This is a genomic window from Tatumella sp. JGM94, from assembly GCF_018257595.1.
Lineage (GTDB): Bacteria > Pseudomonadota > Gammaproteobacteria > Enterobacterales > Enterobacteriaceae > Tatumella > Tatumella punctata.
In genome coordinates this window covers 19454-41124 of sequence record NZ_JAERJN010000019.1, presented here as the reverse complement: position 1 = coordinate 41124, position 21671 = coordinate 19454, and the positions used below count along the sequence as shown (strand labels likewise).

Here is a 21671-nt window from a genome sequence, read left to right as displayed (position 1 = left end):
AGAAGATGCCGCTGCCATCATTTTCAGCGGCGTGAACGAACCAGCTGATAGCGGCGGGTAATATATTCGACCGGCGCACTCCAGATATGTACCAACCGGGTAAAGGGGAACAGTAAAAACAGTGTCATCCCCAGTACCAGGTGTACCCGGTAAATCATATCCACACCTTCCAGTAAGGCGGCTGAATTACCCCTGAAAGTCACAACAGACTGGGCCCAGCCAACCAGTTTCATCATCTCTGAACCGTCGGGGTGACGGGCAGAAAACAGGATGGTAATCAGACCGAGGCAGGCCTGAATCAGCAGTAAACTGAGGATCAGAATATCGGCCCGTGTAGAAGTGGCGCGGATCCGCGGATTATACAACCGTCGTTTCAGCAGTAATGCCCCCCCGGCAACGGTCATAATACCGAAAATGCCCCCGGCCATCATGGCTATTTTTTGTTTAGCGGCAATGGATAAAAATGGTTCATATACCCAGTGCGGGGTCAGTAAACCAAACAGGTGACCGAAGAAAATGCCGAGAATGCCGATATGAAACAAGTTTGATGCCAGCGTCATGCCTTTTTTATCCAGCATCTGGCTGGAAGACGCCCGCCAGCTATATTGGCCGTAGTCGTAGCGTAACCAGCTACCGGCTAAGAAAACGGCACCACACAGGTACGGATAGAGATCAAATAAAAAAGTATTCAGCCAGCTGATCATTTGCCACCTCCTGCAGAGAGATCCAGATATTGTGGTGTGACCTGCTGGCGAAAGCGTTGCCGGTATTGTTGTTCCGCTGCATTTTTACATGCCGGATCTGCTATAAATTTCACCTGTTCTTCCTCCCAGATTGCATCCATTGCCTGTGGCGTATCATCGCGTGACTCTCCGGCGATTTTGTCCAGCACGCTGTGGCTGCGTAACGGGCTGTCTGCCAGCATTAACAGCTGGTCAAACAACAACCGGTAGTCACTGCCACGTTGTGCCAGACGGCCGCCGAGTAATGCCAGAATTTCGGCGACATCCAGTAATCCCTGACGGCTGTCTTCTGCGGAACAGAGTGACAGATATTCCAGATACACCGGCAGATAGTCGGGCAGCTCACGGCAACCGGCTTCCAGCCCGGCTGCCTGATACTGTGCCAGCAAATCGACCATTGCCTGGCCACGATCGCGGGATTCGGCATGCACATGTTCAAACATCAGCATTGAGGTGGCACGACCGCGATCAAAGGTTTCGCACCATTCCTGCTGCCGGTCCAACAGGGGGGCCTGCAGGTAACAAGCGGCGAAGGCCAGTAACTGCGGACATTCAGCTTCGATCAGCGGCAAAATTTCGTCTGCAGCATCCCATAATTCCTGAGAAGGATACTCGAGCATGACTGCGATCAGTTTCAGAGGTGACATTACTGATCTCCTGTTTTACCCGACACATTGATGGCATCAATCCGGCGGCTATTAAACAAATTAAAACGGCTGTCGCTGCCATGACAGCCATCACCAAAGCTGAAACCACAGCCGTTACGTTCAGGGAAAGCATCACCGGCCAGCTCACGGTGTCCGGAAGGCACCACAAACCGGTCTTCGTAGTTGGCAATTGCCAGATAACGGTACATATCTTCGGCCTGTTCAGCGGTCAGCCCCACGGCATCCAGTGCGCTGGTATCTGTTTTACCTTCTACGGTTTGTGCGCGTTTGAAATGACGCATTGCCATCATCCGTTTCAGTGCCGACAGTACCGGCCCGGTATCGCCTGCGGTCAGCATATTAGCGAGATACTGCAGCGGGATACGCAGCTCTTCAACAGCAGGTAAGACTGCTTCTGAACTGAGAGCACCGGCCTCGACAGCGGACTGAATCGGGGATAATGGCGGCACATACCAGACCATTGGCAGGGTGCGATATTCAGGATGCAGAGGTAACGCCAGCTTCCAGTCCATTGCCAGTTTCCAGACCGGTGAGTGGCGGGCAGCATCCAGTACATTCTGCGGGATCCCCTGTTGCAGGGCTTCGCGGATCACCTGTGGATCATTGGGGTCGAGGAAAACCTCTGTTTGTCGCTGATAAAGATCCTGATCGCTCTCTGTGCTGGCGGCGTCGAGGATCTTGTCGGCATCATAGAGTAATACACCCAGATAACGGATCCGTCCGACACAGGTTTCCGAGCATACGGTTGGCATACCGGCTTCGATACGCGGATAGCAGAAAATACATTTTTCAGACTTGCCACTTTTCCAGTTAAAGTAGATTTTTTTATACGGGCAGCCACTGATACATAAACGCCAGCCACGACAGCGGTCCTGATCGATAAGAACAATGCCGTCTTCTTCACGTTTATAAATTGCACCGCTCGGACAGGTCGCCACACAGGCAGGGTTCAGACAGTGCTCGCACAGCCGGGGCATATACATCATAAAGGTATGTTCAAACTGGCCGTAAATCTGTTTTTCCATCCGCGCGAAGTTCTGATCCGCTGAACGTTTTTCAAATTCCCCGCCAAGGATCTCTTCCCAGTTAGGCCCGGAAGTGATCTTATCCATACGCTCTCCGCTGATCAGCGAGCGGGGACGGGCGGTCGGCTGATGTTTGCCGGAAGGCGCGTTGTGCAGGTGCTGATAATCAAAGGTAAAAGGTTCGTAGTAATCATCAATACCCGGCACCACCGGGTTAGCAAAAATCTTGCTCAGTACCCCGGCTTTATTACCCAGCCGCGGCACCAGTCGTCCGCTGATTTTACGTATCCAGCCGCCCTGCCACTTTTCCTGGTCTTCCCAGGCCGCGGGGTAACCGATCCCCGGTTTACTTTCGACATTATTAAACCAGGCATATTCCATGCCTTCACGGCTGGTCCAGACATTTTTACAGGTCACAGAACAGGTATGACAGCCAATACATTTATCGAGGTTAAGCACCATGCCTACCTGGGAACGTATTTTCATTTTTGAGCCTCCTGGACCTGATCCCGGCCTTCGTCATCCAGCCAGAGAATATTTTTCATTTTGCGGACAATGATAAATTCATCACGGTTAGAACCGACGGTACCGTAATAATTGAATCCGTAGCTTTGATGCACATAGCCACCAATCATATGGGTGGGTTTGGGACTGATACGGGTCACTGAGTTATGGATCCCGCCACGCATACCGGTGACTTCAGAGCCGGGAATATTGGTGATACGTTCCTGGGCGTGATACATCATGGTCATACCCGCAGGTACCCGCTGACTGACGACCGCCCTTGCAGTCAGTGCACCGTTGCTGTTAAACGCCTCAATCCAGTCGTTATCAGCGATACCCATTTCTCTGGCATCATCTTCACTCATCCAGACAATTGGCCCGCCACGCGACAGTGTCAGCATCAGCAGGTTTTCGCTATAAGTTGAGTGAATGCCCCATTTCTGGTGTGGCGTCAGGAAATTGAGTATTTTCTCCGGGTAACCATTGGACGGAATATGACTCATTTGCTCGACGCTGCGGGTATTGACCGGTGGCCGGTAACTGACCAGGCTTTCACCGAAGCCCCGCATCCACGGATGGTCCTGGTAAAGCTGCTGACGTCCGGTCAGCGTCCGCCACGGAATTAACTCATGAACATTGGTATAACAGGCGTTGTAGGAAACATGTTCATCTTCCAGTCCTGACCATGTCGGGCTGGAAATAATTTTACGGGGCTGTGCCTGAATGTCGCGGAAGCGGATTTTTTCTTCCTGTTTTGGCAGGGCAAGGTGGGTATGGTCCCGGCCGGTAATTTCACCGAGGGCCTGCCATGCTTTTACTGCCACCTGCCCATTGGTTTCCGGGGCCAGAGTCAGGATCATTTCGGCAGCATCAATCGCCGAATTCAGCTGTGGCTGACCTTTGCCTGCTCCGCGGGTATGAGTATGGTTAAGCTGACGCAGCAGATGGATCTCTTTATCGGTGTTCCAGCTGATGCCTTTGCCTCCGTTGCCCAGTTTTTCCATCAACGGCCCGATTGACATAAAACGTTCGCTGAGGGCAGGGTAATCACGTTCAACCAGCATGATATGCGGGGCTGTTTTGCCCGGTTGCAGTTCACATTCCCCTTTATGCCATTGTTTCACGTCATAAGGCTGAGCAATTTCTGCCGGAGAGTCATGCTGAACAGGCAATAGCACCACATCATTTTCCACGCCGAGGTGACCCGGACAAAGGGCTGAAAAGGTTTTGGCGATATCTTTATAAATTTCCCAGTCACTGCGTGACTCCCAGACGGGGTCAATGGCAGCAGATAACGGATGAATAAACGGATGCATATCCGAGGTATTCATATCGTCTTTTTCATACCAGGTCGCGGTAGGTAATACGATATCTGAGAACAGACAGGTGCTGGACATTCTGAAATCGAGAGTGACCAGCAGGTCCAGTTTCCCTTCCCGTGCCGGTGTCTGCCAGTCGACTTCTTGCGGGGACATCTCCGGATCTGCAACGGTTTCACTTCCCTGAATACCGCTCTCGATCCCCAGCAGATAGCGCAGCATATATTCATGGCCTTTCGCCGAAGAACCCAGCAGATTTGAGCGCCAGACAAACAGGTTGCGCGGGTGGTTGTTACCGTTATCCGGTTGTTCGCTGGCAAAGCGTAATTCCCCTTGCTGTAACGCTTTGGCCGTGTAATCCGCCGGGGAAAGTCCGGACTCTTTTGCCTTAGCGGCAATCGTCAGCGGGTTAGTATTAAGTTGTGGCGAAGAAGGCAGCCAGCCCATACGTTCGGCACGGACGTTGAAATCGATCAGCTGACCAGCGAAATCCTGAGGGTTTGCCAGCGGAGACAGCAACTCTTTGACCGATAATTTTTCGTAACGCCACTGAGAAGAGTGATTATAGAAAAATGAAGTACTGTTCATATGGCGTGGCGGACGAGCCCAGTCCAGGGCGAATGCCAGCGGCTGCCAGCCGGTTTGCGGCCGCAGTTTTTCCTGACCGACATAATGGGCCCAGCCGCCACCGGTTTGTCCGACACAGCCGCAGAAAATCAGCATATTGATTAAACCACGGTAATTCATATCCATGTGATACCAGTGGTTCATTCCTGCGCCGACGATAATCATCGAACGCCCATGGGTTTTGTGAGCAGTATCGGCAAACTCGCGGGCAATACGAATAATCTGCTGACGGGGCACCCCGCAAATTTGCTCTGCCCAGGCCGGTGAGTAGGCTTTTACTTCATCATAACTGCCCGCGGTATTACTATCGTCGAACCCCCGGCCGACACCGTAATTGGCCAGCGTCAGGTCATAAACACTGACCACTTTGGCACGGCGGCCGTCCGCCAGACTAATCTCTCTGACCGGCAGTTTATGCACCAGTACCGGTGACTGTTCGACATGGCGGAAATAAGGGGATGGCTGACCGCCAAAATAGGGGAAGGCCACCTCTGCCAGTTGATCGTAACCCTCGGCCAGGCTGAGACGTAATTCTGTTTGCTGGCCTGCCGCGCGGGCTTCCAGGTTCCATTTCCCCTTTTGCCCCCAGCGGAAACCGGCAGAGCCGTTCGGCACCACCAGCTGACCATCGCTGTCAAAAGCCACGGTTTTCCAGTCCGGATTATTACTTTCCCCGAGATTATCCACCAGATCGGCTGCACGCAGCAGGCGTCCGGCGCTGTAATAACCTTTATCGGTCTCTTCCAGCATCACCAGCATCGGCATATCTGTATAACGGCGGCAGTAATTAATAAAGTAATCGCTGGGGTTATCGAGGTGGAATTCTTTAAGGATCACATGGCCCATAGCCATTGCCAGTGCGGCATCAGTACCCTGCTTAGGTGCCAGCCAGTGGTCACTGAGTTTAGCCACTTCTGCATAATCAGGGGTTATAGCAACAGTTTTAGTGCCTTTATACCGGACCTCGGTAAAAAAGTGTGCGTCCGGGGTTCTGGTCTGAGGCACGTTGGACCCCCAGGCGATAATATACGCCGAGTTGTACCAGTCAGCAGATTCCGGAACATCTGTCTGCTCTCCCCAGGTCATCGGGGATGCCGGAGGCAGATCACAATACCAGTCATAAAAACTCAGGCAGGTTCCGCCCATCAGTGACAGATAACGGGTACCCGCCGCATAGGAGACCATCGACATGGCCGGAATAGGCGAAAATCCGGCAACCCGGTCAGGGCCATAGTTTTTTACTGTCCAGATATTCGCGGCGGCAATCAACTGGTTCAGTTCGTTCCAGTCAGAACGGACAAAGCCGCCTTTACCGCGGGCTTGTTTATAGCTGGTTGCTTTCTTCTCATCACGGACAATACTGTCCCAGGCTTCTACCGGGTCACTGAATTGCTGCAGTGCTTCCCGCCATAACCGGATAAGCTGTTTACGCACCAGCGGGTATTTTAGCCGGTTGGCGCTGTAGATATACCATGAGTAACTGGCACCCCGCGGACATCCGCGGGGTTCATGGTTAGGTAAATCAGGGCGTGTCCGCGGATAGTCTGTTTGCTGGGTTTCCCAGGTGACCAGCCCGTTTTTGACATAAATTTTCCAGCTACAGGAACCGGTACAGTTTACGCCGTGGGTGGAACGGACAATTTTGTCATGCTGCCAGCGCTGGCGATAGCCGTCTTCCCAGTCACGGTTGCTGTCCATTTCCTGTCCGTGGCCGTCGGAAAAGGTGCTGCCCTTTTGCTTAAAATAGCGGAGTTTATCCAGTAATTTACTCATTTTTTTCTCCGTGCAGAAACCGTATTTCTGCCATCACTCTGTCAGGTATTCGGTGGTTGATCTGGCGGCAGGCCGGAGCTCCGCAATTATCCTTTCGCCGGTTTTTTACGGCCGTATACCAGTCCGGTAACCAGCAGACAGATAATGTAAAAGACCAGAAAGATTTTCATTGCCCCTACCGGAGAGCCAGTCAGGTCCAGGGAGGTGCCGAACGCCTTGGGAATAAAGAACCCGCCAAAGGCACCAATCGCAGAGATAAAGCCCAGCGCGGAGGCAGTTTCAGTCACGGCCATCTGTTGTGCTTCTGGCTGACTGGCACCTTCTTTGAGCGATTTGCTGATAGTCAGCTGACGGAAGATCACCGCAATCATCTGGAAAGTGGAACCACTGCCTAGTCCGGCGGTCAGGAACAACCCCATAAATACAGCGTAGAAAGCCGTGAAATTGCCTGAGCCCGGGGTAGTGTCTGGCAGGGTAAGGAACAGTAAGCCGCAGAATATAACCATAAAAACATAATTGATCAGTGTTACCCGTACACCACCAAACTTATCGGAAATCATCCCGCCGAAGGAACGGGCCAGGGCACCGATAAAGGGGCCAAAAAATGCCAGTTTCAGGATATCAATCCCCGGGAACTGGGTTTTTGCCAGCATGGCAAACCCCGCAGAGAAGCCAATAAAAGAACCAAAGGTGGTCAGATATAACAGGCTGAGCAACCACATATGACCGCGTTTCAGTACCGGTAATTGCTGCCGTACCGACATCTGAGTACACGGAACATCATTCATCCCGAACCATGCGGCGAGGGTTGCGAGGATCAACAGCGGGACCCAGAACAGGGCCGCATTCGCCAGAAAAAGGACACTACCGTCAGCCTGCTGTACTCCGTGGGTACCGAGCAGGCTGAATAACGGTACAACCAGAACCAGCGGCGCGACCAGCTGCATAACACTGACACCCAGGTTACCAAGCCCGCCATTAATCCCCAGCGCGCTGCCCTGACGGGTTTTCGGGAAGAAAAAACTGATGTTGCCCATGCTCGACGCAAAGTTAGCCCCGGCAAAGCCGCACAGCAGAGAGATAACAATAAAGGTTGAATAACCGGTGGTCGTATCCTGCACAGCCAATCCTAACCAGATGCAGGGGATCACCAGGATGATGGTGGAAATTGCGGTCCATTTACGTCCACCGATTAATGGCACCATAAAAGAGTAGGGTACCCGCAGAATGGCCCCGGATAATGCAGGCAGTGCTGTTAACATGAAAAGCTGGTCAGTAGTAAAATTAAAACCGGCTTTATTCAGATTAATGGATACCGCACTGAATAACATCCAGACACAGAAAGAAAGTAATAAGGCAAAGACCGAAATCCACAGGTTACGTTGCGCTATTTTCTTTCCGTACTGCTCCCAGAACTGAGGGTTTTCAGGTTCCCATTGCTGTAAAAGCCCGGAACGTTGGTTGGTTAACGACATAGCCAGGTCCAGTGTTGAAGGTGGATGAAATTACCGGTTTCAGGTAATGACCGAGTTAATTAATGGTTTAAATATAAGTAGTTAATAATTATCATTGTTATCTGAGGATATATTTTGTTATCGCTTTTATTACATGACGGATTTTATCCTGACTTTCAGCAGGTACTGATTGATCCCGGACAGGTTTTGTTCAGGAACCATCAGTGAATAAATATATTTTTTTACGACTTTATTCACTATTTACTGTTCACTATTGAGTAACGTATTGGCAGGAAATAAATTTAAAGAGTAAATGTTTAATTAAATTAATATGTTATTTTGTTTGTTAATTTAAATTAAATTCTGCCCGGCAGAAAACCAGTTAAGTGAATGCTGTAAACGGACAACCTCGCCGACAATAATAAGTGCCGGGCTGGCTGCATCTTTACATAATTGTTGTAACTCATGGAGGATCCCGACACTGACCTTTTGCTCTCTGCGGGTGCCCTTCCCGATGACGGCAACCGGCGTCTGATCACTGACTCCGGCTGCGGTCAGTTGCTGATAAATATCACCGGCCTGTTGTAATCCCATATAAAAAACAGTGGTCTGCGACGGCGAAATACCCGACAGGAACGGCGGACTGGCGGCATGTTTTGTATGGCCGGTAATCAGGCGGAGGCTGTCAGCATAATCACGATGAGTTAGGGGAATCCCGGCATATGCGGCGCATCCGCTGGCTGCGGTGATGCCGGGGACTACCGAAAAACGGATCCCCGCAGCAGCCAGAGCCTCGAGTTCTTCTCCGCCACGGCCAAAAATCAGCGGGTCACCGCCTTTTAACCGCACGACGCGCTTTCCTGACTGCGCCTGCGAGATCAGTAACTGATTGATCTGTTGCTGGGTAGTGGAATGCCGGCCACACTGTTTTCCGACACTGATATATTCTGTCGCCGGGCAGATTAATGCCCGGATATCGTCAGAAACCAGGCGGTCAGCCAGTACCACATCAGCCTGTTGCAGACAGGACAGGGCTTTAAGTGTCAGTAATCCGGCATCTCCGGGGCCGGCACCGACCAGGGCAACTTCTCCGGCCCCCGGTGACGGTATATTCATTTCCGGCGGAAGTACCGTTGCCGTTGTCTGCAGGACGGCGGATGATCCCTGTTGCTGGCTGATTTCGCAGAATATCTGCGCGCTATTGGTTTCGCGGCTGATTTGGTTATTCAGTGTTTGATCGCTGGTGGTCGCGACCACCAGCCAGCAGCCCTTAAGCAGACCGGAGTGATAACGGCCCTGATTCCAGCGGATCTGCTGTTGCTCTGCCAGAGCCGACAGCCCGGGAGTAAGCTCAGAGGCACAGACTAAAATATCCGCACCGGCCTGCAGTAACTGATGCACTCTGGTTTCTGCGAGGTGATTTCCTCCGGCGACCAGGCAGAGACGCTGGCGGAGATGGCATACCAGGGAAAGGTGCATCGCCCGTTACCCGGCCAGTACTCCGTGGCCGGCTGCCACGGTGCCACAAGGCTGTAACTGGACGACCCCCTGTTCAACTCTGACAGGGTAGGCTGCCACTGAGTAATTTTCATCTTCCAGACACCAGCCATCCCGCAGACGAAAATGCTGTTTTTTCAGCGGACTGGCGACCCATAACTCCCTTTCATGCTCTGCGATAATCCCTCTGCTCAGTACACTGGCCCCGAAAAAAGGGTCGATATTACTGATAGCAAAGACCTGCGGGTCTGCTGAGGGACGGAACAGGGCAATTTGCTGGTCATTTAACAGTGCACAGACTCCGGTCGCCGGCAGGATATCATCCAGCTGACATATGTTAGTCCAGCAACTCATGGCTGTTCCTCCTGAATAACAACGGGAATACGTTCACTGACAGTCGCTGGCCGATGCTGTTGTCCCTCCGGCACCATTTGTACCAGCATGTCCCGCCGGGCACTGTTGACGAAGTGATGGAAACGTAGCTGTGCCTCTGGCCGGCGCAGTGTTTCTTTCCATTCACAGTTGAAACGGTCTCTCAGTAACTGCAGATCCGCCTCAGACTGCTCAGCAATATTCAGTTCATCATTAATAATTACTTTTTTCAGATAGCCGATCCCGCCCTGCAGGTTTTCCAGCCAGACCGAGGTACGTTGCAATTTATCGGCAGTACGCAGATAGAACATCATAAACCGGTCGATATAGCGGACCAGTGTCTGTTGATCCAGGTCGGCGGCCAGTAAATCGGCATGGCGTGGTTTCATCCCGCCATTACCGCACACATACAGGTTCCATCCTTTTTCGGTGGCAATAACGCCGACATCTTTACTCTGGGCCTCTGCACATTCACGGGTACAGCCAGATACCCCGAATTTCATTTTATGCGGGGTACGAATGCCTTTATAACGGTTCTCCAGCATCACACCGAGCGAGGTACTGTCACCGACACCGAAACGGCACCAGCGGCTACCGACACAGGTTTTCGCCATACGCAGCGCTTTGGCATAAGCATGGCCACTTTCGAAGCCTGCGGCGATCAGCTGTGTCCAGATCGCCGGCAAATCGTCTTGCTGCACCCCGAACAGGGCGATACGCTGTGAACCGGTAATTTTGGTATATAACCTGAACTCACTGGCAATATCGCCCAGAGCCTGTAATTGCCGTGGTGTGATTTCTCCGCCTGCAGTCCGCGGGATAACAGAATAAGTGCCATCTTTCTGTATATTTGCGAGGAAATTATCGTTGGAGTCCTGTAACGGAACTAACTCTGGTTGCAGAATATAGTCATTCCAGGCGGAAGCCAGCAGGCTGGCAATCACGGGTTTACATACCTCACAGCCGTAACCGCGACCATACTTGCTCAGCAAGCCGTCAAAAGTGGTTATCTGACCGACCCGAATCAAATGAAATAACTCCTGGCGGGAGTGGGGGAAGTGTTCGCACAGGTGATTATTAATTTCAATACCCTGGCGTGACAGTTCGCTATTCAATACCCGGGTTAGCAGCGGGACACAGCCTCCGCAGCCGGTACCTGCTTTGGTGGCGGCTTTCAGCGCCGCGACCGTATGGCAACCCTGTTCAATGGCTTTAATCAGGGCACCTTTGGTAACATCGAAACAGGAGCAGATTTGTGCGCTGTCGGGCAATTTATCAACGCCCATCGCCGGAGTATCTCCGCCAGTGGCCGGCGGAAGGATCAACTGACCGGGGTTCTCCGGCAGTTCGATATCATTCAGCATCAGTTGTAACAAATTACTGTAGTCGGAGGTATCTCCGACCAGCACAGCACCCAGTAAATGGCGGCAGTCTTCGCTGACAATCAGCCGTTTATAGACTTCTTTTATCTCATCAAGATAGACAAAACTCTGGCTGCCCACTGTTCTGCCGTGCGCATCGCCGATCCCGCCAACATCCACGCCGAGTAATTTCAGTTTGGCACTCATATCCGCACCACTGAAGACCGCCGGATGACCGGTTAAATGCTCAGCAGCCACCCGTGCCATTTTATAACCGGGGGCTACCAGCCCGTAGACATGTGTATTCCAGCAGGCACATTCACCGATGGCATAAATATCAGGATCACTGGTCTGGCAGTGGTCATTAATCAGGATACCGCCTTTTTCGGCGACAGCCAGCCCGCATTGTCTTGCAAGACTGTCCTGAGGACGGATGCCGGTAGAAAATACAATAAAATCGACTTCCAGCTGAGTGTCATCAGCAAACAACAGGGTTTTTCGTGCCTGCTCTCCCTGCTGGACAATCTGTCGGGTATTTTTACCCGTATGCACTGTCACGCCGAGCCGTTCTATCTTTTTACGTAACAGCTCGCCGCCCATAGGATCAATCTGTTCCGCCATCAGTACTGGCGCGAATTCTATAACATGGGTTTCGGTCCCGAGGTTTTTTAAGGCCCCGGCGGCCTCAAGGCCAAGCAGCCCGCCACCGATAACGGCACCACGCTTGCTGCGTAATGCACAGGCTTCGATGGCGTTAAGATCTTCTATGGTCCGGTAAACAAAACAATCAGGGGTATCACTGCCTTTAATCGGCGGGATCCATGGTCGTGAGCCGGTGGCGATAATCAGTTTGTCATAACCGACAATACGCCCCTGACCGGAACTGACTTCTCTGCGCTGCCGGTCGACAGTTAAGGCCCTCTCTCCGATCAGTACTCTGATCTGGTATTTCTGATAAAAGCCTTCACGAACCAGTGATAAATCTTCTGCTGTGTGGTGTGAGAAATAAGAGGAGAGGTGAACACGGTCATAAGCTACGCGGGGTTCTTCACAGAAAACCGTTATCTCAAAATTACCGGCGGGATTTTTGTCGATTAACTCTTCAATAAACCGATGGCCCACCATCCCGTTACCAATCACACAGAGTCTGATATTACTCATTATGGCCTCACCGCAATTATTGAACGCTGACTCTACGACGGCACCGCAAACAGCACATTGATGCAAATCAAATGCATCTTTTGTTGGTACGGCAAAAATTCTCCTCAGGACGGATAAAGATAAGTTGATGTTATTAGTTATCGGGGATTCGCGGCATCGCGGGTCGCCAGTTTATCCGTCAGTGCCTGTCGGTATCTGTGGAGAACAATTGACTGTTTTTGACAAAAATGGATAAAAAGCCAGATTAATAGCTATTTATCGGCTTAATGTGTAAGAGAATTCCGTATTGTAAGTGGATGCCTTGCCAGAGAGATTATTGGCTGCTAGGTTTAATTCACAAGCAAAAACAAGGAAAACCATGATGAAAAAGACATTAACTGCTGTAGCAATTTCTATGACTTTCTTCACAGCGCATGTATTTGCAGAAACAACCAGCCAGCAACTGCAGGAGCAGACGCAGCAACTGAAGAACAAAACGTCTGAGACGGCAGAGCAGGCAACCAACCGTACCACTGAAGCTGCCCACAAAGCAGAACACCGCCTGCAGGAAAAAAACCAGCAGACGGTTAATAAACTGAAAAATGGCGGCAACAGCAAAAGCGATGCCCTGAAAGAAAAATCTCAAAAGGCCTGGAATCACACTAAAGAAGGTACTGAGAAAGGCTGGAATAAAACCAAAGAGACGACTCATAAAGCCGTCAATAGTACCGAAGAAGGCGCAACCAAAGCATGGAATAAAACCAAAGATGCTGCGGCAGATGCCAAAAAATCAATCGCAGAGAAAACCGGCAATTAATTCGCCTGTCAGAGACAGAGACTGAATATTGCGATGAAACCCCGCCCTGCTGATACAGGGCGGTTTTTTTTGAGGGTGGTGGTTATTTCAGGGTGTCGCTAATGGTCTGCCGGAAAGGCGTGGCAGGACGGCCAATCAGCGTGCTCAGTGTATGACTGTCATCAAACAGACCACCCTGCGCGGCCCCGGCATCAGAATCAGCCAGCAGATCAGCCAGTGCATCCGGCAGGCCGGCTTGTTTCAGTGCCGCCGCAAACGCATCCGCCGTCAGGTTCACATACTCTACGGCCACACCACTCTGACGGGCAATTTCTGCACTGAACTGTTGCAGCGTCCAGCTCTCATCACCGGCCAGCTCATAGACTTTTCCTGCCTGATTATCGTCAGTAATAACCTTCGCGGCAGCCTCGGCATAATCCTGGCGTGAAGCTGAAGATATTTTTCCTTCACCGGCAGCACCAATAAAGGCGTGATGGCTGAGGGCGGGGGCAATACTGGCTGCATAGTTCTCGCTATACCAGCCGTTGCGTAGCAGGGCGTAATCGATCCCCGAGCGGGCGAGAAGCGCTTCTGTCGCCCGGTGCTCTGCCGCCAGCCCCAGAGGAGAACTATCGGCATGCAGCAGGCTGGTATAGGCGATAAATTTTACTCCGGCCTGTTTTGCTGCATCAATCACCGCTCCGTGCTGAACTTCACGCTGACCTATTTCGCTGGAAGAGATAAACAGCAGTTTTTCCGCGCCTTTTAATGCCGGTGCCAGAGTTTCCGCGCGGTTGTAATCTGCTTCACGCAGGGTGATACCGGCCGGTAACTGTGGCGCAGCGGCCGCAGGATCCCGTACCAGGGCAATCAGTTCACTGGCAGGCAGTGTTTTCAGTAGCTGGTGGATAACTTTCCGGCCCAGCTGGCCGGTAGCTCCGGTAATAGCGATCATAATAGCCTCTCTTTTTAATAAATACGGCGACATATGGGTACTATAAAAGCTAAGCTTACTTTTAGTAAGTACTTACAAAAAGGTTAGTCTGGAAAATGTCAAACAACCTGCATCAGAAATATATGCGTGGTGAATTACTGAATTCGAATTGCCCTTCCCGGGATATGCTGAAAAGGATAACCAGCCGCTGGAGTGTGCTGGTATTGCTGGCACTTAAACAGGATGTATTACGTTTTAGTGAATTGCGCAGAAAAATTGGCGGGGTCAGTGAACGTATGCTGGCGCAGACTTTACGTAATATGGAGCAGGATGGTTTTATTACCCGTAAAGCTTATGATGTGGTCCCCCCGCATGTTGAGTACTGGCTGACGCCGCTCGGACATGAAGCGGAACAGAAGGTGGTTGGTCTTGCTGACTGGCTGGAAGACAATGTTCAGCGAATACAGCAAAACCGCGACAATTTTGAACGCCGGACGCCGGATGATACGCCCTGATCAACGGCCTGCGGGAAAAAAGACATAAAATGCGATCTGTTGCCGGGGTGTTTGTTTATTACGCATTAATTTTAAAAGAATATTTAATTTATTTATCCCCCGAAGGGCCGTGGCTTTCCTGACTGAAGGGTATTTTCCTTGCGCTTAAGATATATCATAGATAGATTATATAATCTCAAATGAGAATCATTAACCATGCCGTTGCCGGAAAGGCACCAACGGAAAATAGCTACACGGGGATCTTTTATGTCTGCATTATTATCTTCAGGGCGCGCTCTGCCAAAACGGGTCAGAAATGAACTGCGTTTTCGTCAGATAACCGTACAGAGTAAACAACTGATTGCCGGAAAGTTCTGGCGTATTACATTTTGCGGCCAGCAACTGGCCGGTTATCATTCGCCAGGCTTTGATGACCATAGCAAAATTTTCTTCCCCGACCCGCAAACCGGAGCGCTGTTATTACCGGAGGTCAGTGATGAAGGGATAGTCTGGCCAGACGGAGAACGTCCGGTCTCCCGTGACTATACCCCGCTGTATTTCGACGGGAAATCCAGCCTGACCCTCGATTTTTATCGTCACGAAAGCGGTGTCGCCAGCCAGTGGGCTGAGCAGGCAACCGCAGGTGACCAGCTGGCAATCGGCGGACCTCGCGGGTCGATGATTATTCCCGTGGATTACCGGGTACAGGTACTGGTATTTGATGAAACCGGAATGCCGGCAGTGCAGCGGCGCTTAGCCGAAACCACGGCTGAACAACTCTTTCTGCTGGCCTTTGCCGATCAGCAGCTGGTAAACAGTTATCTGCCGGAACTACCAGCCAGTAGTGAACTGACCTGTTTTGGCGGTCCGGCGATCAGCCCCCGGACTCTTGAACTTTGCCGGCAGAAACTGGGGTCATTGCCGCTGCCGGAAGATGATTATTTTATCTGGCTGACCGGTGAAGGTGAGTCGGTAAAACAACTCAGTGACTATCTGACTGAACAACGCCAGTGCCATCCTGGCCTGGTACGGGCTGTGGCTTACTGGCACCGCAAAAGCTGATAATAGCCTCTGCTGACAGCCGGCAGGGGAAAAGGATACCGTTACCATGAATATTGCTAAATCCGGTTTACTCCAGCGTCGCCGGCGTGAAAAAATTCTGGATGCTGCAGATATCCGGTTACTGATACTCAGTTTTTTACAGCAGCAACCGGCCCATGGATATGAATTGATTAAAGCCGTCGAAAATCTGGCCCGCGGAGAATATACCCCCAGCCCGGGGATTATTTATCCGGCACTGATGTTGCTGGAAGAAATGGATGCCATCGTCCCGCAACATCCCGGCGCGGGGCGTAAAAGTTACCAGCTGACAGGTTACGGGCAGCAGTTACTGACCGATGGTGCAGCACAATTAGAAGAAATCTCGGCCCGTCTGAAAATGCTGGCAATTGTCGGCAGGAACCGCAACATTCCGCAAATCGAGCGGGCAGTCCATAACCTGAAAATGGCTCTGCACACACGGCTTGCGGAACCGTCTTTATCCACGGAAACGCTGTATGCAATAATCGATGCTCTGGATGATGCTGCCAGACGAATAGAGCGCAGTTAAACAACGTGATATTCACCGGCTGTCAGTGCGGACACTGATTATCCCGCCTTTTGCGGCCAGTTATTCATTTATTCTGAACCTGACTGCCGCGTTTCCGGCCGGCAGTCGACGACCAGCCGGCCACGGACCCGGCCATAAAGTAGGTCATCGGCCCCGCCGATAGCGGCCGCCAGCGGGATGATTCGGGTCATTTTCTCGAAACTGTTATGGTCATAGACGGCCGCCAGCCGTTGCCATGCTTGTTGCCGTACCGCCAGCGGGCACATAACACTGTCGACACCCGTCAGAGTTATCCCCCGCAAAATAAAGGGGGCAACACTGGCAGGAAGGTCAAGGCCCTGGGCCATGCCACAGGCCGCGACTACACCGTTTCTGGCGGTGGCGGCCAGAACATTACTTAACGTATAGCTGCCAACCGTATCGATCGCTGCAACCCATTGCTCTTTTGCCAGAGGTTTACCCTGTGTATTCAGAGTATCCCGCATAATAATCCGCCCGGCACCGAGTGTATTGATAAGATAGTCGCTTTCTTCCGCCCGGCCGCTGCTGGCAATAATCCGGTAACCGGCCCGCGACAGCAGCCAGACGGCAATACTGCCGACGCCACCGCAGGCACCGGTGACCAGTACCTCTCCCTGTTGCGGGGTGATGCCGTGCTTTTCCAGTGCCATCACACACAGCATAGCCGTCAGCCCCGCAGTACCGATCGCCATAGCACTGACAGGATCCAGAGGAGCGGGTAGCGGCACCAGCCAGTCACCATTGACGGCGGCCTTTTCTGCCAGACCGCCCCAGTGATGTTCACCCGCTCCCCAGCCTGTCAGTATCGCTACATCGCCGGGTTGCCAGCGGGGATGCTGGCTGGAGATGACTTCACCGGTAAAATCGATACCCGGGACCATCGGAAACTGACGGACAATCGGTGCCCGGTTAACTATCGCCAGAGCATCTTTGTAATTAAGGCCGGAAAATAAAACCTTCAGCAACACCGTCTCCGGTGGTAATTGTGCTTCCTGTAACTGACTCAGGGTCGTCCGATACCCTTGCTCATCCTTATCGATCACTATTGCCTGAAACATATTTCCCCCGGATAACGGTATACGCCCTGGCAAAGAAAGCCTGGCGGATAAGCTGTGAAATACATAATGCAGCATATCAGTCCCGCTGATCGATAGAAATCAGGCCATTTACAGGAAAACGAAATCCTTTTATGAATATCTGTTCAGTGCCGGGAGCGGATGCCATTGAGGAGATACTGTTACCCTGGCAAACAGGTTGCTGATTCTATTCGGTGTGATCACTATTGCTATCGACTATACGATCAGGAATGGTGTGATTATCGGTCTCAGTTTTATAGCAGTGACTCACTGTGCAGGACGATTGTACGGGTCTGAGTCTGCGAAGAGTGAGGAGCAGACCTTCAGATATCTCCCCGTATCAAAACAACGTCCTTACCGGACGGTATAGCCCATTTTTACCGCAATATATGGTTTACAGGCACAAGGTTCAGGATACGGATACCTGCTACCAGAGGTATCATCAGGCTTTTTAGCCGGTACTGAGGAAATCAGCTGTCAGTGAATATAAAGTCAAAAAATATGTCTTTTTATTTCCTGTTGTTCATTTTACTTCTTTATTATCAATATTTTGTGTTTTTATTGTCTGGTGATGTTGAATATTGTTGCTTGCCTGGGCCGGGGAAAGGTGACATGATAATCGCCGTTTATTTTATGCCACCATCGACTGCCCCGTGAGGATATTACGGTGAACATTACTGCCTGTTCTGCTCGTAATCTTATCACCCGCACACACTGTGTTGCCGGGATAAAGGGTGCCTGCCGGAAACCTCTGTTCTTTACCATTCGGTGACGCCTGCCAGTGGCTGCCTGCTGGATATGAGTAAAAACAGAAACGGTTCTGATTTTACTGATGTCTATCACCCTGAACTGAACCCTGTTCTCAGCCCGATATCTGACATTATTCGCCGGGGATATGTCCCCATGCTGTGCCTTTGTGCACCCACTCATCCTTGACCTTTGGGGATTTGTGTTATGACTCCTATGAAAATTGCGGCCAGTGCCGCGCTGATTCCGGTAATTGTTTCCGCTCGTCCGCTGGTGGCACTGGAAGATACTGACTTTACTGATGTTGCTGCGGTAGTGCTGAGCAGCACGGATGCCAGTAAGGCACTGCTTTCGTTGCTGGAACGCAGCGGGTTTAACTTACCGGTATTTGTCGGTGGTGAATTAGCGCCGCAGATCAGCGACCGGACAGAATACAGGGAATATCAGCCCGATGAAGAAGGGCATATGGCCCTGGAGCAGGCTGCCAGCGAATACCAGCAGACTTTACTGCCGCCTTTCTTCGATACCCTGACCCGTTATGTTGAGATGAAGAACAGTACTTTTGCCTGTCCCGGCCATCAGGGCGGTGAATTTTTCCGTAAGCACCCTGCCGGGCGGCAGTTTTATGATTTTTTCGGAGAAAATATTTTCCGCTCAGATATGTGTAATGCGGATGTCCGGCTGGGGGATCTGTTAATCCATGAAGGGTCGGCCAAAGATGCCCAGAAGTTTGCCGCCAGGGTGTTTAATGCAGATAAAACCTACTTTGTACTGAACGGTACTTCCAGCGCCAATAAAGTGGTCACTAATGCGTTACTGACGCCCGGTGATTTAGTGTTATTCGATCGTAATAACCATAAATCCAACCATCACGGGGCACTGATTCAGGCCGGAGCAACTCCCGTCTATCTGGAAGCGGCGCGCAACCCGTTTGGTTTTATTGGCGGCATTGATGCCCGCTGTTTCGATGAAGATTACCTGCGTAAGCAATTGCAGCAGGTGGCACCACAGCGGGCGCAGGCGGAGAGACCTTTCCGGCTGGCGATTATTCAGCTGGGCACCTATGACGGTACTGTCTATAACGCCCGTCAGGTGGTGGATAAAATTGGTCATTTATGTGATTACATCCTGTTTGATTCTGCCTGGCTGGGCTATGAACAGTTTATTCCGATGATGGCCGACGTTTCGCCTTTACTGCTGGAACTGAATGAAAATGATCCGGGGATCTTTGTCACCCAGTCGGTACATAAACAGCTGGCAGGGTTTTCACAGACATCACAGATCCATAAAAAGGATAACCATATCCGTGGTCAGCGACGCTTCTGTCCTCATAAGCGGTTAAATAATGCGTTTATGCTGCATGCGTCGACCAGCCCGTTTTATCCGCTGTTCGCGGCACTGGATGTCAACGCCAGAATGCATCAGGGTCAGGCCGGGCGCCGGCTATGGCAGGAATGTGTCAGGCTGGGGATTGAGGCACGTAAAGAGATCCTGTCACGCTGCCGGATGATCAAACCTTTTCTGCCGGAAAAGGTCGACGGCCAGCGCTGGGAAACGATTGCCACTGAAACACTGGCTGCTGATCGTCGCTATTTCAGTTTTGAACCTGAGGCCAGCTGGCATGGTTTTGCCGGTTATGCTGAAGGGCAGTATCTGGTCGATCCTTGTAAATTGCTGCTGACGACACCGGGCATTAATGCTACCAGCGGGGAATACAGTGATTTCGGTATTCCGGCCACTATACTGGCCCATTATCTGCGGGAAAACGGCATTGTGCCGGAAAAATGTGACCTGAACTCGATACTGTTTCTGCTGACTCCGGCAGAAAGTGCCGGGAAAATGGCTCACCTGACAGAGATGCTGGTGCAGTTTGAGCAACATGTTCAGCAGGATGCCTTACTGGAAGATGTCCTGCCGACGGTTTATCGTAAATATCAGCAGCGTTATCAGGGATATACTCTGCGGCAATTATGCCAGGAAATGCATGATCTCTGTGTCAGCTGGCAGGTTAAAGATTTACAGAAAGCGATGTTCCGTCAGCAAAGCCTGCCGGTTGTCAGAATGAATGCACAGCATGCCCATCATCGGTATTTGCGTGGTGAAGCGGAACTGGTCGCACTGGCCGACGCTGAAGGCAGGATTGCCGCAGAAGGGGCATTACCTTACCCGCCAGGGGTACTCTGTGTTGTCCCCGGAGAGCAGTGGGGCGGGGCGGTGCAACGCTATTTCCTGGCACTGGAGGCCGGGATAAACCTGTTACCGGGATTCTCACCTGAATTACAGGGGGTATATATGCGTGAGGATGCAGACAATATTCAGCGTCTGTATGGCTGGGTGCTGTTGGCTGAAAATAGCTGAAAACAGCCTGAGACTGCCGGTGGCGGCGAATCTGCCACCGGCAACCCGCTTAATAACGGTAGTAACCGCGCTGGGCGTTATTCACTTTATACAGATAGCGGCGTGACTCCATCGCCGGGTGATTAGTGACCAGAGTCTGGTAAACCTGATCCGGCGACATTCCATTGATAATCGTGAAAGCACGATCTTTACTGGCCGAAAAGATCCGTAACACACTGCCTGCACCGCCATTATAAGCGGTGATTACGGCGTAACGCCGTGATACCGGGTTATTAATCCCTGACAGATAAGTATTTTGCAGTAACGATAAATAGGCAGTCCCGGCATCAATATTATTTGCCGGGTCCAGCAGATACCCCCGGCTCGGCTTGCCCCATTTACCTTTCATACGGAACACATCGACCCCGGCGGTATGCTGCACTACCTGCATCAGCCCCAGGGCATCAGAGTTACTGACGGCATAAGGGTTAAAACTGGACTCGATCTGCATAATCGCCAGAATCAGTGATGAATCGACACCGTATTGTTCAGAAGCCTTACGCACCAGCGGCAGATATTTATGCGCCCGCTTGTTCAGGTGGTTAGGCACCATCGGGATGGTGACAGACCAGATAACATGCAGTCCGGACATCCGGCGCTGTAGTTTATTCTTCAGCAAATAGTCAGCAAAACTGGCGGCCCTGCCTTCCCAGCGGATAGAGCGACCGGTGTTATCCAGCACTTCGCCATATAACAGAGGTTGCTGGCTGAGCTTAATATCGTTGGCGTCCGAGTAAAGATCGACATTTCCCGGATTCTCGCCCACCAGTAACGTGGTGATAATTGCCTGCCGCAGGCTGGCCATCGGATCGGTACCGGCAATGGTCTCGATAGTAATGTTACCGCTTTCAAAGTTGATATGACTGCGGGTATAGTAATTATCGCTATATTTTACATAGTCCTTGGGCCCGGCAATCAGTACCTCATTGATCCCCCAGATATTCTCAATATTGTGGGCAAACTGCCCCATCAGAATGTCAAAACCATTGGTGTCTTTGACCCAGTCCTCATTAAAAGCCGGAGGCTTATGGCCGGAGCAGGACACCAGTAACGGAGCAATCAACAGTAGCGGGTACAGTTTTTTCATTTTTTCTGTTTAGCTGATTGTGGGTCG

The 21671-nt window shown here is 51.5% G+C and carries 16 protein-coding genes; 5 read left to right on the top strand and 11 right to left on the bottom strand.

Features of this window, described 5'->3' with window-relative positions; translation table 11 throughout:
* Window positions 1-23: 23 nt before the first annotated feature.
* From narI to nirB, 8 genes are all read right to left on the bottom strand, one after another.
* Window positions 24-704 (bottom strand): respiratory nitrate reductase subunit gamma, encoded by a 681-nt coding sequence (narI, locus tag JK216_RS13570; RefSeq protein ID WP_212708926.1) that lies wholly within the window; start codon window positions 702-704, stop codon window positions 24-26.
* A complete protein-coding gene (gene narJ, locus JK216_RS13565; RefSeq protein ID WP_212708927.1) occupies window positions 701-1390 on the bottom strand; it encodes a nitrate reductase molybdenum cofactor assembly chaperone in 690 nt (229 codons plus the stop codon). The genes narI and narJ overlap by 4 nt, the downstream gene beginning before the upstream one ends.
* A complete protein-coding gene (gene narH, locus JK216_RS13560; RefSeq protein WP_212710357.1) occupies window positions 1390-2922 on the bottom strand; it encodes a nitrate reductase subunit beta in 1533 nt (510 codons plus the stop codon). The genes narJ and narH overlap by 1 nt, the downstream gene beginning before the upstream one ends.
* Entirely contained in the window at window positions 2919-6659 is a 3741-nt protein-coding gene (locus tag JK216_RS13555) for a nitrate reductase subunit alpha (protein WP_212708929.1), read from the bottom strand. The genes narH and JK216_RS13555 overlap by 4 nt, the downstream gene beginning before the upstream one ends.
* Before the next feature lie 86 nt (window positions 6660-6745).
* The gene (locus JK216_RS13550; protein ID WP_212711977.1) at window positions 6746-8134 is read right to left on the bottom strand and encodes a NarK family nitrate/nitrite MFS transporter; all 1389 of its coding nucleotides are present in this window, start codon (window positions 8132-8134) and stop codon (window positions 6746-6748) included.
* Window positions 8135-8464: 330 nt separating this feature from the next.
* Window positions 8465-9592, bottom strand: coding sequence for a uroporphyrinogen-III C-methyltransferase (cobA, locus tag JK216_RS13545; protein ID WP_212708931.1), 1128 nt, complete (start codon window positions 9590-9592; stop codon window positions 8465-8467).
* 6 nt (window positions 9593-9598) lie between these two features.
* On the bottom strand, window positions 9599-9964 hold the full coding sequence (gene nirD / locus JK216_RS13540; RefSeq protein ID WP_212708932.1) for a nitrite reductase small subunit NirD: 366 nt from the start codon (window positions 9962-9964) through the stop codon (window positions 9599-9601).
* Entirely contained in the window at window positions 9961-12504 is a 2544-nt protein-coding gene (gene nirB, locus JK216_RS13535) for a nitrite reductase large subunit NirB (protein WP_212711975.1), read from the bottom strand. The genes nirD and nirB overlap by 4 nt, the downstream gene beginning before the upstream one ends.
* A 292-nt stretch (window positions 12505-12796) precedes the next feature.
* On the opposite strand from nirB, the gene JK216_RS13530 reads away from it, so the two are divergent.
* Window positions 12797-13300 (top strand): hypothetical protein, encoded by a 504-nt coding sequence (locus JK216_RS13530; protein WP_212708934.1) that lies wholly within the window; start codon window positions 12797-12799, stop codon window positions 13298-13300.
* 82 nt (window positions 13301-13382) lie between these two features.
* Here JK216_RS13530 and JK216_RS13525 read toward each other — a convergent pair whose 3' ends face one another.
* On the bottom strand, window positions 13383-14234 hold the full coding sequence (locus JK216_RS13525) for an SDR family oxidoreductase (protein WP_212711974.1): 852 nt from the start codon (window positions 14232-14234) through the stop codon (window positions 13383-13385).
* Window positions 14235-14329: 95 nt separating this feature from the next.
* Between JK216_RS13525 and JK216_RS13520 the strand changes: the two genes are divergently transcribed.
* From JK216_RS13520 to JK216_RS13510, 3 genes are all read left to right on the top strand, one after another.
* Window positions 14330-14728 carry a helix-turn-helix domain-containing protein gene (locus tag JK216_RS13520; protein ID WP_212711972.1) on the top strand — a complete coding sequence of 133 codons (399 nt, stop codon included), beginning with the start codon at window positions 14330-14332 and terminating at the stop codon, window positions 14726-14728.
* A 246-nt stretch (window positions 14729-14974) separates the two neighbouring features.
* Window positions 14975-15769 (top strand): siderophore-interacting protein, encoded by a 795-nt coding sequence (locus JK216_RS13515; RefSeq protein ID WP_212710359.1) that lies wholly within the window; start codon window positions 14975-14977, stop codon window positions 15767-15769.
* 46 nt (window positions 15770-15815) lie between these two features.
* On the top strand, window positions 15816-16316 hold the full coding sequence (locus JK216_RS13510) for a PadR family transcriptional regulator (protein ID WP_212708938.1): 501 nt from the start codon (window positions 15816-15818) through the stop codon (window positions 16314-16316).
* A gap of 68 nt (window positions 16317-16384) precedes the next feature.
* Here JK216_RS13510 and JK216_RS13505 read toward each other — a convergent pair whose 3' ends face one another.
* Complete coding sequence (locus tag JK216_RS13505) at window positions 16385-17395, bottom strand: MDR family oxidoreductase (protein ID WP_212711971.1); 1011 nt, start codon at window positions 17393-17395, stop codon at window positions 16385-16387.
* Window positions 17396-18367: 972 nt separating this feature from the next.
* Here JK216_RS13505 and JK216_RS13500 point away from each other — a divergent pair.
* Window positions 18368-20518: an ornithine decarboxylase gene (locus JK216_RS13500; protein ID WP_212711970.1), complete on the top strand. Its 2151-nt coding sequence runs from the start codon at window positions 18368-18370 to the stop codon at window positions 20516-20518.
* Between the two features lie 49 nt (window positions 20519-20567).
* On the opposite strand, the gene mltC is transcribed toward JK216_RS13500, so the two are convergent.
* On the bottom strand, window positions 20568-21644 hold the full coding sequence (mltC, locus tag JK216_RS13495) for a membrane-bound lytic murein transglycosylase MltC (protein WP_212708941.1): 1077 nt from the start codon (window positions 21642-21644) through the stop codon (window positions 20568-20570).
* Between the last annotated feature and the right edge of the window lie 27 nt (window positions 21645-21671).

What these genes read in the sequence shown, in the direction of transcription:
- narI (WP_212708926.1), bottom strand. Translation starts at nt 704, where the DNA reads ATGATCAGCTGGCTGAATACTTTTTTATTTGATCTCTATCCGTACCTG.
- narJ (WP_212708927.1), bottom strand. Translation starts at nt 1,390, where the DNA reads ATGTCACCTCTGAAACTGATCGCAGTCATGCTCGAGTATCCTTCTCAG.
- narH (WP_212710357.1), bottom strand. Translation starts at nt 2,922, where the DNA reads ATGAAAATACGTTCCCAGGTAGGCATGGTGCTTAACCTCGATAAATGT.
- JK216_RS13555 (WP_212708929.1), bottom strand. Translation starts at nt 6,659, where the DNA reads ATGAGTAAATTACTGGATAAACTCCGCTATTTTAAGCAAAAGGGCAGC.
- JK216_RS13550 (WP_212711977.1), bottom strand. Translation starts at nt 8,134, where the DNA reads ATGTCGTTAACCAACCAACGTTCCGGGCTTTTACAGCAATGGGAACCT.
- cobA (WP_212708931.1), bottom strand. Translation starts at nt 9,592, where the DNA reads ATGCACCTTTCCCTGGTATGCCATCTCCGCCAGCGTCTCTGCCTGGTC.
- nirD (WP_212708932.1), bottom strand. Translation starts at nt 9,964, where the DNA reads ATGAGTTGCTGGACTAACATATGTCAGCTGGATGATATCCTGCCGGCG.
- nirB (WP_212711975.1), bottom strand. Translation starts at nt 12,504, where the DNA reads ATGAGTAATATCAGACTCTGTGTGATTGGTAACGGGATGGTGGGCCAT.
- JK216_RS13525 (WP_212711974.1), bottom strand. Translation starts at nt 14,234, where the DNA reads ATGATCGCTATTACCGGAGCTACCGGCCAGCTGGGCCGGAAAGTTATC.
- JK216_RS13520 (WP_212711972.1), top strand. Translation starts at nt 14,330, where the DNA reads ATGTCAAACAACCTGCATCAGAAATATATGCGTGGTGAATTACTGAAT.
- JK216_RS13515 (WP_212710359.1), top strand. Translation starts at nt 14,975, where the DNA reads ATGTCTGCATTATTATCTTCAGGGCGCGCTCTGCCAAAACGGGTCAGA.
- JK216_RS13510 (WP_212708938.1), top strand. Translation starts at nt 15,816, where the DNA reads ATGAATATTGCTAAATCCGGTTTACTCCAGCGTCGCCGGCGTGAAAAA.
- JK216_RS13505 (WP_212711971.1), bottom strand. Translation starts at nt 17,395, where the DNA reads ATGTTTCAGGCAATAGTGATCGATAAGGATGAGCAAGGGTATCGGACG.
- JK216_RS13500 (WP_212711970.1), top strand. Translation starts at nt 18,368, where the DNA reads ATGACTCCTATGAAAATTGCGGCCAGTGCCGCGCTGATTCCGGTAATT.
- mltC (WP_212708941.1), bottom strand. Translation starts at nt 21,644, where the DNA reads ATGAAAAAACTGTACCCGCTACTGTTGATTGCTCCGTTACTGGTGTCC.